The following is a 10918-nucleotide window of genomic DNA, read 5'->3' as shown; positions in this document are numbered from 1 at the left end:
ATGCTCGACGCGGTGCGCTACCTGGTCGACAACGGCGTGAGGTGGATGGCCCTGCCGGTCGACTTCCCGTACTGGCGGGCGGTCTATGACTTCTTCCGCCGCTGGCGGACCTATGACTACGTGCGTGAGCTGTACGAACGCCTGCGCCGCGCGGCGAGGGAGCAAAGAGGCCGCAGCGCCGAGCCCAGTGCGGGAGTCATCGACAGCCAGTCGGTGGACGCCTCCGAGACTGTCGGCGAGGACAGTCGCGGATACGACGGCGGCAAGTCACGTGACGGGCGCAAGCGCCACATCCTGACCGATACCGAGGGCCTGCTCCTGGAGGTGACCGTGACCACGGCCGATGTGCACGACTCCAAGGCCGCCCCCGCGCTGCTGGAGACGTTCATGGACCAGCCGGGCCGCTTGCTGAAGCTGGTGTGGGTCGACAGCGCCTACCAGGGCCCCGCACTGGCGAAGGCGTTCGCCCGTCGCGGAGTGCGCGTCGAGGTCGTGCGCCGCTTGGACGGGCGGCGCGGATTTGTCGTATTGGCCCGCAGGTGGGTGGTGGAGCGCACGCTGAGCTGGCTCTCCCGCTTCACGCCGCCTCAACCGCGACCACGAACGCCGCCCCGACCACCACGCCCAGATGGTGTGGTGGGCCGCCGTGATCAGGCTGTCCCGGCGCCTGGCCGGGGACGCTCCGCGCTGGCCGGAGAAGCGCTCCGGCCGACTACTGAAGGCGCGGGCGTGAACCGTCCGTCCTTCGCCCGCACCAGCCAGCCCCGCTTCTCCAGCACGTAGGCACGGTGACGGATCTTCTCCACCTCGTTCTTGATCTCCGTTTCCCGGCCCACCGCCCGCGTCAGCTCCACCCCGTTCACCGGCCCCGAAGCAGCCACCGCAGCGGCGAACACCTCCCGATACAGGCCGCTGAGCACCCCCTCGCCCATGCCCGACCGCCACACCGGCGGCCTCTCGCCATGTCCCGCGCCCAAGCCGCCCGATCCCACAGCGGCAGCCATCTCACCATCAGACGGCACGGAAACCGGCGTACTCACCGGACTCTCCTCGGCCAGCACCGACACGAGCTCCTCACGCCCCACCCGGGCCCGCTCGACTCGCTCCCGTGCGGCATCCACCTCCGCCTGAGCCTGCTCCAGGACCTCCGTCCAGGACTCCAGATCCTGCCTCGCCCGCGCCTCACGCTGTTCCATCAACCCCAGCACCGACGGCATCGCACCCTCCTCGATCCACAACAAGCCGTCCCCTGCCTGCCCCTACACCGTCGCGGTCATGCCCCACACACGAAGAAGCCCCTGCTCATCGAACAGGGGCTTCCTTTGCCACAACGCACTGATACCAGGTCCCCGGCTTACCACCGAGGTCGGCCGGGTCTGCCGGGCCGACCGGGACGAACCCGGCCTTGGTCAGCACCCTCTGGGACGCGGCATTGCCGTGGGAGGTGGCTGCGCGCAGTGCGCGCAGCCCGTGCCGTGCCGCCGCCAGCTGGCACAACTCCCGGACGGTCGCGGTCGCAACGCCGCGGCCGGCGACATGCTGCGCGACCCGATAGCCGAGGTTGGCAGTGCCGTCTTTGAAGTCGTACAGGTTGAACCGGCCCAGAATCGAGCCGTCCGTGGCGACCAGCACGTAGAAGGCGCAGCCGCCGGCCTCTTGCTCGGCCAGCATGGCGCTGTGGCGGTCGGCGAACTGGTCGTAGAACTCGTCACCCCGGTCAGAGATCGAGGCAGCGAAGTAGGCGCGGTTCGCCAGCTCGAAGGCCAGGACTGCCGGGGCATGACCAGCATCCAACTGCTTCAGCTCGGGCACGGCGCGACTCTACCCGGACCCCGCGCCGAGGCCACCTGAGTTTCCATCAGCGGCAGACAGCCCCAAGACCATGGCACATCACGATCTACAGCTGGAGTACTAGTTTGAAGCCATCAGGATCTGTTGGAGGCTTGATTCTTCGACGATCCACAGCTGTTGCAGTCCTGGCCGGGGTGGCTCGACGATAACGATCGAGCAGGCGTGACAGCTCGGGTCAGGTACGTGGCCAACTGCAACGTTCCGCCCAGGGTTTGACCTGCATAAACGCCTCTCAGGGCCCGCACGCGATCGCGGCTTCCTCGGCGACGGTGGTCGGCCCGCTGGTTCCGGCGCATCACCCTTTTCAGGGTGCCTCGCGTTGCTCCATGGCGAGGTGTTGGCCGAAGCTCTCGGGTGAGGGCGCGGTTGCCGGCAGGGGTGGGGCGCCTTCGGGGCGCAGTCCGTGCACGTAGACCGCCACATGCCGGACGGCGAGAGCAGCGCTTACGGCGCCGGGCAGGTGGGGCATGGGGCGGCAGGCCATGGCAGCCGCGGTGATCAGGTCCTCTGTGGTGACGTCGTCGCGCACGGCGCCGGCGGCCTGGGCGGCCGCAAGGACTTCCTCGACGCCGTTGCGGATGGCGTGCTGGAGTTCCTGGACCCGTGGATCGCGTACGGCCGGTCCGCCGATCAGCGGAAGCACGAGGCGTTCACGCTGTGCCAACACGCGCAGGAACAGCTGTTCCAACGCCCCTGCCGGATCGGCCAGTTCCAGGCGGGCCGCTTCCACTGCTGCCAGGCAGATTTCGAAGCCGTCGACGATGACCTGCCGGATCAGCGCGTCGCGGTCGGGGAACCGGCGATACAGGGTGCCTGCCCCGACACCGGCGCGCCGCGCGACGTCGTCGAGGGCCACTGCGGTGCCCTGCTCTCGGAAGAGTTCGCGAGCAGCGGCAAGGATTCTCTCGCGGTTGCGCCGGGCGTCGGCACGCAGGGACGGCTCGGCGGTCATGCGGCGATTGTAGACGCCCATCAGGTAACTGGAGATTTTTCTCCGCTTCGGGCGTAGGGTGAGGGCGCCAATCGGCACCATGTGGCCGACAGGGAGGGAACGCTCATGTCCGCTGACCGATTTGTTCTGCTCCAGCCGGGAGAGACCCGGCAGACCCGGGTCCCGTTGCCGCCCGGGTTCGGTGTCAAGGTCGCCACCACTGACAGTGAAGGTCGGCTCGCCGTCCTGGAGAACCGCCTCGACGTTGATGTCCCGCCCCATGTACACGAGATCATGGACGAGTTCGTCTATGTACTGGAAGGCGAGATGGAGATCGACTTCCAGGGGTGGACGTACCGACTGACACCCGGCATGTGCGCGCTGTTGCCTCACGGCGTCCCGCACGCCATGCGTAATGCTTCCCAGCCCCCGGCGCGAGCGTTGCAGGTGTCCACACCGGGCGGATGGGACCAGTTCATGGAGGATCTCTTCGAGGCCGGACCCGCCGTCAGGACCGACAAGGGTGCCATGGACCTGGAGAAGGTCAACGAGATCGGCGAGAAATACGGCATGCGCTACACCCACGGCACGATGACCTTGGACTAGAGGCTGCGCCCGTCCAAGTCTCCCAGGCAGTTTCGTGTTCTTCTGCAGTTCGTTGCGCCGCGGTGTGCCGGCTGTCGGCGCGCCGGCCGCTCTTCCTCCTTGCACTTGAGTGCAAGGAGCAGATGATGAGGGAGGGCTGTGTTCGAGATGTTCATGCGCCGGAGCGGGCTGGCGCAGAGCGCGTCGATGGCCGATGTCGTCGAGGCGGTGCACCTGATGCCCTACGGGCGACCGGTGGTGCGGAGCGTCGAAGGGGCGCTCGCCGAGTGGCGCGGCACGTGTTCCACCAAGCACGCCCTGCTGGCCGGGGTGCTCGCTGAGCGCTGGCCAGAGACAGATCCGCGCCTAGTCCACCGCGTCTACCGGTGCACGCCCGAGCAGGCCGAGCGGAGCTTCGGCTCCCGGGCTGCGGCGGCGGTCCCTGCGGACGGGCTGTGGGACGTCCACCGCTACCTGACGATCCGGCTCTGCGGCCGCCGGATCGTCATCGATGTGACGTTCCCTTCCGGGCCCTGCTGGGACGGTGTCAGCTCAATGCCGCCGGCCTGCGGCCCCGGAACCGACCACGTCGCTGGCATCAGTGTGGATGCGGACAAACGGGCACTGGAGGAAGCCTGGTGCGATCCGGCCGTCCGCGAGCCGTTCATCGCAGCTCTTTCCAGCGTTTAACGGAGCCCAGAACGCCTCCGCTTGGACGCCGGGCAGCAGAGGCGCACCGCCTACTGGCAGGCACCCGGTCCGGCCCAGGTGGGCCCGAACCCTGCGGTGGCGCAACGCGGCGCGGCCATGATGCGGTCCAGCGCGCTACGGTAAGCGCGGTGACTCAGCTTGACTCTCTCGGGGATCTTGGGGTTCGCGAGGTCAACCGCCCGGGGTTCGCCAGGATTTCAGCCGAGGTAACGCGCGCTGGTCTAGGTAGCTCTGGAAGGCAGTCGGTCGGCGGGGCGTGGGGGCTTCCTCGGCCGGTGGCAAATCCGCTGAGGCGCTCGATGTTGACGGCGGTGGCCGTCAGGACATGCTGGATGTGGGCCTTTCCCTGCCCTCGGTAGCGGCAGCGTCGCATGCCATGGCCATGGGCAAACTCGTTGACCGTGCCCTCCGCTCCGGAGCGAACCTGCGTAACGCGTGTTCCACTCGGGCGTCTGCTGCTCGGAGCGGACACGGAGTTGCAGGTAACGGGGCTCTCGTGGAGGAAATCCCACGGTGCGGGCGCTGTCGGCGGTGGTGGTGCAGTGGGTGCGGGCCGGGCAGGGGCGGCACTGGCTCTTGGTGAAGCTGGCCACAATCAGCGGGGCCGCGGTGGGCGAGGAGGTCGGGTAGGGGCCGTGCCAGCCCGCGCTGACCTGCCCCTGCGGGCATGTGACTTGCTGATGGTCGTAGTCGATGCGGAAGTCGTCCCGGGCGAAGCCCTCATTTCGGCGGTGTTGGCGGGTGGGGTTGCTCTTCAGCGGCCCGGAGACGGTGACCTGGTGTTCGCGGGTGGCCTGTTCCAGGTGGGGCAGGGAGGTGTAGCCGGCGTCGGCCAGGTGGTGGGCAGCAGTCCGCGGCGGGAGAGGCGGGTGTGGATGCCGGGCAGGACCTGGCTGTCGCGGGTGGTGGCCACGTCGGTGATCACGTTGGGGCCATCGGGAGCGCAGGTCTCGGTCAGGTGGGCGGTGAACCCCTTCCCGCTGATGATGTGTCCGTGCCGTGCGTAGCGGGCCGAGGTGTCGTAGGGCGAGACGGCCGCCCGGGACGAGGGCGGCAGTCCGGGCCCGCCTTCCTTCTCGGCGGTGCGCCAGCACAGATGTCCTGCGGCGTCACGGTGGTAGTTCTGCACCATGATCTGGCGCAGGGCCTGGATACGAGGACCGGATGTGCGGTTTGCTCGGTGCCGGAGTGTCGACGGTCACGTAATTCGGCTCTGTCGCTGATCTTGTGATCGGGCGGGTCAGGATCGGTGCAGGATGCGGGTGCGGAGAAGGTCGAAGTTGGCCCGGCCGTATCCGTCCCTTTTGATCCGTTTCACTCTCGTGTTCTGTCCCTCCACCTGGCCCGAGCTCCAGGAGCTCGACAGGCCGGCGATGACGGCGTCCTGGTCCCGGCGCAGGCCGTTGACCAGGGAGTGCAGTGCGGGGAGGTTGTCGCGTTCGACGCGCTCCATCCAGGCGGGGAGTTCGCTGCCGGTCAGGTCCCGCATCATCGTGGCGAAGTCGCGGACGTGCCCGGTGACCGCGTCCAGTTCGGGGCAGCCCGCACGGATCTCCTTGAGCGCGAGGGCGTCCTCGTCGGGGAGGTTGCCGGGTTTGGTCATGATCCATCTGACGATGCGGCGGGGCCGTGGGGCCACGCGGGGTGTGGGTGGTGCGGCGGTGGTGGACTTGAAGGGCCGGAGGTAGCGGCGGGTGGTCTGGATGCTGCCCGGGAATCCCAAGGCGCGTATTTCTTCGTGAAGTTGGGCGCTGTCACGGCAGCTGTCGTTCCACCGCTGGTGGAGGTAGGCGGTGTACGGGTCGAGGATGCCCGCCCGGTTCACCGCCTTGACGAGCAGTTCGTCGATGCTGGCGGCGCGGGCGAAGCGGCGCACGGTAGACCGGTCCAGCCCCAGGGTGCGGCAGATTCCCTCCAGAGAGCTGCCCTCGGCCAAGAGTTGCTGCACAGCGGCGTACCGTTCCTTCGTCCGGGGCACCAGGCGGCGCTCGCGCCCGCAGACGTCGAGCGTGGAGGCGGTGGCGGGCGGCGGCAGCTGCCAGATATCGTCACCGGGCGGTGGCGTGGCGGGCAGAGCACTCGCGAACACCGTGCGAACGCAGGCGTGATGGGTGCCGACGGTCTTCTCGACGGCTTCGCCGAGGTTCTTCCACAAGTGCCAGCCGTCGGCGATCTGTGTCGCCTGCGGGGCGCCGGTGCGGGCGCCCTCGGCGTAGGCTCCGCCGCGGTCCCTGGCGATGATCTCTATCTCGGGGTGGTCGGCGAGCCATGCGGCCAGCGGTTCGGCCTCACGTCCCGGCAGTACGTCGATGGGGCGCCGCCGTTCCAGGTCTACCAAGAGTGTCGAGTACGAGTCCCCCTTGCGCATGGCGAAATCGTCAACACCCAGCACCCTGACCGGCTCGATGGGCTCCTCGGGAAGGGCTCGCAGGAGGCGTAACAGCGTGGTCCTTCGCCACCGGAACCCCGAGAGCCGCCGCGAGCCGGCTCCCCGGCCGCCCGGCCAGCGCCACCGCGATCGAGGTCAGCATCCCGCGCAGCAGCGGGGTGAAGCGTGCGTGCGGGCTGGTCAGCCCGGCGACCTGTTCGACGAAAGTCACGGCCGCGCAGGCGGCGTTGAGGCACCGGAACCGGCGCACCAGCAGCTCGATCACCACCCGGGCGCCACTGACCGCCGCGTCCGACAACCGTCGCAGATACCGGCCGTGCACCCGCCCCGAGGGCCTGCCGCAGTGCGGGCAGAGCCCATCGGCCGCACGCACACGGGCATGCAGAGTGATCCCGCCGCCCGTCCGCTCGGCCAACTCGACCACGACACCGGCCAGATGAGGAAGAAGCGCCTCGAAGCTCCGCGAAGTACACGCGGATCATGATCACAGCCGCGCCGCCCGGAGACCGCCCGATCACAAGATCAGCGACAGAGCCCGTAATTCCCGGGGCAAACGTCACGTAATTCCCCAGGTGCCCACCGTGAGGGTGCAGATCAGTCCCGTTGTCAGTGGTCGTTGCGAGGATGCTCACCGTGACGCCATTGCTTCTTACTGATATCGAGCGTGCTGTTCGCAGCAGCTGGGGTGCTGACACGAGTCCGCCGGAGTTCCGGTCACGGTGGAGCCCGGACAACCCGGCCCGGGGCCAGTGCGGAGTCACAGCCATGGTCCTCAACGACCTGCTTGGCGGCGAGCTGATCCGCGGTGAGGTCCAGGTCAACGGCCAGCGGAGGGACTATCACTGGTGGAATCGCGTGGGGCTGGGGGTCGAGATCGACCTCACTCGAGAGCAGTTCCGGCCGGAGGAGATCGTCACTGGCGGCACTGTCATCCCTCGGCCGCCCGTGACGGAGTGGCGTCGGCTTCGTGAGGAGTACGAGCTCCTCCGCAGCCGTGTGCTGGAGGAGCTCGATCGACATTACCGTGGGGGTGCGTGAGCCGTCTCGCCTGGTCAGTTGATCGGGGGCTTGTCGGCGGGGTTCTTGGGGCGCTTGTTGGGTCGGTAGCTGGGGCCGTTCATGATGACCTGGTGGCTGGCGTTGATCAGCCGGTCGAGGAGGGACTCGGCCACGACGGGATTGGGGAAGAGGGGGATACCAGTCGCTGGGCGCCCTGTTGCTGGTGATGATCAGTGACCGGCCTTGCCGTTCGGAGACGAGTTCGTAGAGGTCGTCGGCCTGGGCCGCGGTCAGCTGGCGCATGGCGAAGTCGTCGAGGATGAGGAGGTCGGGACGGATGAGTTCGCGCATCCGCTTGCCCCAGGTGCGGTCCGCGTGACCGCCGGCGAGCTCGGCGAGGACGCGGCTGGTCTTGGTGAAGCGGACGTTGGCGCCCTGACGGACGGCCTGGTGGCCGAGGGCCTGGGCGACGTGTGTCTTCCCGACCCCGACGGGCCCGAACAGAATGACGGACTCGCCGGAGTGGAGCCAGCGCAGGGCCGCGAGGTCTCGGATCTGGGCGGCGGGCAGTTTCGGGGAGGCGTTGAAGTCGAAGCCCTCCAAAGTGGCCTGCTGCTCGAACTTGGCTTTGCGCAGGCGGCGTTCGAGCGCAACGGACTCACGCCGGGTGATCTCGTCGTGGCAGAGCACCTGGAGGCAGTCGAGGTGTCCGAGTTCACCTTTCTGGGCCTGGGTGAGGCGGGCGTCGAGGGTTTCGAGCATCCCGGACAGCCGCAGGGTCTTGAGGGAATCGCGCAGAGCGGTGGGCATCACGCTCACCGGGCAGCCTTCTCGGCGTCACCGCGGCCCTGGTCGTTGTGGACACTGCTGGGGATCTGGGTGGGGACGGTGACGGCGAACAGGCCCTCGGGCCCGTGTAGGAAGGCCGAGGCTCCGGCATCGCCGGTCTCGGGTTCCGGGTCGGTCTCGGTGCCTGCAACCAGGATGCCCTTGACGGTGCGGTAGGACGGGTCGCCGACCGCGATCGCTTTGCGGCAGGCGGCCTCCAGCCGGATGTCGCCGTACTTCTTCCGCAGGCCGAGCACCCCTTGGGCGGCGCGGAGCCGGTAGAGGGCGTTGACCTCCAGGAGCTGGTCGATCACCTCCCGGCAGGCGTCCCCGACCTGGGATGCCTGGCCGCGGCACCAGATCGGGGTGCGCATCTGGAAGGCGATCTTCTCGGGTGGGTAGTCGTCCTTGTCGGTGCGTTTGCCCTGTTCCAGGGCGGCGTGGGTCTTGACGAGCTCGCCCTCGTGGAAGACCTGCACCGTGACAGCAGTGGAGCGGACATGGACACGGCGTCCGATCAGCTTCCAGGGCACCGAGTAGAGGGCCAGCAGGCTCTTGACGTAGTCCCGGTGCGGCTCGATCTCTGCTCACCGCACCTGGTTCAGCCTCCGGCTGGCCAGCTCCGGGAACCAGCTCTTGAGTAGCTTGGCCCAGTCCGCCTCGCTCATCGGCGGCCCTCCAGGAGTGATCCCGGCCGCCTCCGCCGGCGCCGGGTACTTCCTGATCGTCTTGCGGTCCACCCCCCAGTGAGGCGGACACCTGGCTCTTGGACCGGCCCGCGTACCAGTGCACGTAGATCTCGACGATGTCGACCACGGTGAATGTTCTCCTTGCCATCCGGTGCGTCCGTCGGCCTCTCGGCTCGCAGGTCGAGAGACCTCGACGGCTCCGAGAGGTCAGGACCCCTCAACCCGGGCACGGCATGCCCATGGGGAACCAGACCGATTCACAAGGAAGATTGAAAAACTGAGCAAACCACCCGAAACAGGGAACATTAGGCTAGTTCGAGCGTGGTCAGCGGCACCATCGACGGTCAGCGTCCCGGTGGGGAGTCGTGAGCACGGGGTAGGGAATTGGCTGACGCCGATCATGCAGATCGTGGGGAATTGTTTGATCGTCGACAGGTGAGAAACCCGGACGCCTGTCTCGTGGGTACCCGTCGGCAAAGTCCTCGTCGCACCACAGCCCATCGAGGCGGTCACGTACCCACATCGCTGTCGTGCCGTCCGGGTTGCTCGCCCGCGCAACCTGCGCAGTCAGAGACGGAACCTGCTCACCGGAACGGGGACGAAGGGACAACGAGCACCTCGACAGCTGTATCGGTCGGCGAAACTACCCGAGCATGCCCGTCGATCTTGCTGCCGCACCGGGAAACTCCAAGATCCCGACAGAGTCAAGTTAGACACCGTTTCTTTTCGTGGTCCCGAGGCGCCACACTGCTGAGGTGAACCCTGACCTTTATCCCGATCTGGTGGCTGCGGGCAGCTTGGCCACCGCTCTGGAACGCGTGGCAGTCGAACTGGCCGTAGACGTGAGCGTGGTGCCCGGTGGCTGGGGCGCGTCTGTCTCAGCGGTCAGCCCGCCGCCAGTGCCGTTCCGTCGACCTCTGTCCGTTGGTCTCGGGGCGGAGAAACGCCTGTTCCTGCTGCGGGGCAGGAGTCGAGGAGTCGAGCTCATCAACGGGGCGACAACAAGCCTCAGGGACGTCGTACTGGCGGCAATGGCCTGGGGGGAGGGCAGGAGGCTGAGTGAACTGCACGAGCTCTTCTCCTTTCTATCCTCGGACGAGCGTGCGAGAGCGCATGAACGCGGGCCAGCGGCGGCAGTGGACCTCCAATGGCGGCTGTTGAGGGAAGAGGCAGCCGGTGAGCGTGGTTTCCCAGAGTTCGGCCTGCTCGTGGAAGCAGCGCATGCCGAGCCGCGGCTCAGGCGGCTGTCCGCGTTCTCCAGCCACTGGACGCTGGGCTTCAGCGCCAGCATTGGCCATTCGTCCAAGGTGGAGGTCGCTATCGTCCCCGCGTACAACGGCCGCCCCTATCGGGTTCAGGAGTTTCTTCACGACGGCGGCCCGATCGGCGAAGCCGAAACGGCTGACGAGGCTGTAGCCCTGGCAGTTGCCCAACTTCCCGTGGGGCTCGGTCCAGCCGTCGCCGGATCCGACGACGCCCTGTGACGAGGTTGGCACCTCAACGGGTAAGAGACTGGTTCAGTTGGTGAGTCGGCGGTAGCTGATGAGGGCGGCGGCTATGCCGACGAAGGCGCGGAAGTGCTCTGCCTTGCGTTCATAACGGCGGTGCAGGCGACGGCATCCGGCCAGCCGGGACACTGTTCTCTCTACGACCCACCGGTGGCGGCCCAGCCGCTGCGAGGACTCGATTCCCTTGCGGGCGATGCGGTGGGTGATCCCGCGCTGCCGTAACCATCGCCGCAGGTGGTCGTAGTCGTATCCCTTGTCGGCGTGAAGCTTGCCCGGCTTGCGCCGTCGTCGGCCGCGGCGGGAGCGGATCGGCGGTATGCCCTTCACCAGCGGGATCAGAGCCTGACTGTCGTGGAGGTTCGCCCCCGAGATCCCGACGGACAGGGGCAGACCCGCCCGCTCGGTGACCAAGTGGATCTTCGAGCCG

The 10918-nt window shown here is 67.8% G+C and carries 14 protein-coding genes and 2 pseudogenes; 5 read left to right on the top strand and 11 right to left on the bottom strand.

Translation table 11 applies throughout. The features are described 5' to 3' along the window. Positions 1–783, top strand: a 783-nt coding sequence (locus tag AC5WRT_RS38340; protein ID WP_496098809.1) for an IS5 family transposase, incomplete at its 5' end; no start/stop codon positions are given. A 519-nt stretch (positions 784–1302) separates the two neighbouring features. On the opposite strand, the gene AC5WRT_RS38335 is transcribed toward AC5WRT_RS38340, so the two are convergent. Both AC5WRT_RS38335 and AC5WRT_RS38330 read right to left on the bottom strand, forming a co-directional pair. Further along, positions 1303–1812 (bottom strand): GNAT family N-acetyltransferase, encoded by a 510-nt coding sequence (locus AC5WRT_RS38335; protein ID WP_496098808.1) that lies wholly within the window; start codon positions 1810–1812, stop codon positions 1303–1305. 343 nt (positions 1813–2155) lie between these two features. Then, the gene (locus tag AC5WRT_RS38330) at positions 2156–3064 is read right to left on the bottom strand and encodes a TetR/AcrR family transcriptional regulator (RefSeq protein WP_496101071.1); all 909 of its coding nucleotides are present in this window, start codon (positions 3062–3064) and stop codon (positions 2156–2158) included. Positions 3065–3076: 12 nt separating this feature from the next. Here AC5WRT_RS38330 and AC5WRT_RS38325 point away from each other — a divergent pair, with 12 nt between their 5' ends. Together AC5WRT_RS38325 and AC5WRT_RS38320 are read left to right on the top strand one after the other, a co-directional pair. Further along, positions 3077–3388: a cupin domain-containing protein gene (locus AC5WRT_RS38325; protein ID WP_496101070.1), complete on the top strand. Its 312-nt coding sequence runs from the start codon at positions 3077–3079 to the stop codon at positions 3386–3388. A gap of 138 nt (positions 3389–3526) precedes the next feature. Continuing rightward, a complete protein-coding gene (locus AC5WRT_RS38320) occupies positions 3527–4057 on the top strand; it encodes a hypothetical protein (RefSeq protein WP_496098805.1) in 531 nt (176 codons plus the stop codon). 154 nt (positions 4058–4211) lie between these two features. Here the strand turns inward: AC5WRT_RS38320 and AC5WRT_RS38315 are convergent, their stop codons facing one another. The 5 genes and pseudogenes from AC5WRT_RS38315 to AC5WRT_RS38295 form a co-directional block, all read right to left on the bottom strand. Further along, positions 4212–4550, bottom strand: a complete 339-nt coding sequence (locus tag AC5WRT_RS38315) for a transposase (protein WP_496098804.1) — start codon at positions 4548–4550, stop codon at positions 4212–4214. A gap of 34 nt (positions 4551–4584) precedes the next feature. Further along, a pseudogene (locus AC5WRT_RS38310) lies at positions 4585–4773 on the bottom strand (IS1182 family transposase); the annotation flags it as partial. A 59-nt stretch (positions 4774–4832) separates the two neighbouring features. Continuing rightward, complete coding sequence (locus AC5WRT_RS38305) at positions 4833–5210, bottom strand: hypothetical protein (protein ID WP_496098803.1); 378 nt, start codon at positions 5208–5210, stop codon at positions 4833–4835. Between the two features lie 108 nt (positions 5211–5318). Beyond that, complete coding sequence (locus tag AC5WRT_RS38300) at positions 5319–6470, bottom strand: ISL3 family transposase (protein ID WP_496098802.1); 1152 nt, start codon at positions 6468–6470, stop codon at positions 5319–5321. After that, positions 6457–6840: a transposase family protein gene (locus AC5WRT_RS38295; RefSeq protein ID WP_496098801.1), complete on the bottom strand. Its 384-nt coding sequence runs from the start codon at positions 6838–6840 to the stop codon at positions 6457–6459. The genes AC5WRT_RS38300 and AC5WRT_RS38295 overlap by 14 nt, the downstream gene beginning before the upstream one ends. Before the next feature lie 260 nt (positions 6841–7100). Here AC5WRT_RS38295 and AC5WRT_RS38290 point away from each other — a divergent pair, with 260 nt between their 5' ends. Beyond that, complete coding sequence (locus AC5WRT_RS38290; RefSeq protein ID WP_496098810.1) at positions 7101–7505, top strand: YunG family protein; 405 nt, start codon at positions 7101–7103, stop codon at positions 7503–7505. 14 nt (positions 7506–7519) lie between these two features. Here the strand turns inward: AC5WRT_RS38290 and istB are convergent. The 3 genes and pseudogenes from istB to AC5WRT_RS38275 all read right to left on the bottom strand — a co-directional run bounded on the left by istB (position 7520) and on the right by AC5WRT_RS38275 (position 9034). Further along, positions 7520–8285, bottom strand: a pseudogene (istB, locus tag AC5WRT_RS38285) (IS21-like element helper ATPase IstB). Then, positions 8282–8827 carry a Mu transposase domain-containing protein gene (locus AC5WRT_RS38280; RefSeq protein ID WP_496098800.1) on the bottom strand — a complete coding sequence of 182 codons (546 nt, stop codon included), beginning with the start codon at positions 8825–8827 and terminating at the stop codon, positions 8282–8284. Before AC5WRT_RS38280 ends, istB begins: the two are co-directional and overlap by 4 nt. A gap of 54 nt (positions 8828–8881) precedes the next feature. Further along, positions 8882–9034: a hypothetical protein gene (locus tag AC5WRT_RS38275; protein WP_496098799.1), complete on the bottom strand. Its 153-nt coding sequence runs from the start codon at positions 9032–9034 to the stop codon at positions 8882–8884. Between the two features lie 704 nt (positions 9035–9738). Here AC5WRT_RS38275 and AC5WRT_RS38270 point away from each other — a divergent pair. After that, complete coding sequence (locus AC5WRT_RS38270; protein ID WP_496098798.1) at positions 9739–10467, top strand: DUF6193 family natural product biosynthesis protein; 729 nt, start codon at positions 9739–9741, stop codon at positions 10465–10467. A gap of 33 nt (positions 10468–10500) precedes the next feature. On the opposite strand, the gene AC5WRT_RS38265 is transcribed toward AC5WRT_RS38270, so the two are convergent. Then, the coding region (locus tag AC5WRT_RS38265; RefSeq protein WP_496098797.1) for an IS5 family transposase at positions 10501–10918 on the bottom strand (418 nt) is incomplete at its 5' end.

The sequence above is a fragment of the Streptomyces sp. NTD91 genome, from assembly GCF_059510455.1.
This window is presented reverse-complemented; position numbering and strand designations above follow the sequence as displayed.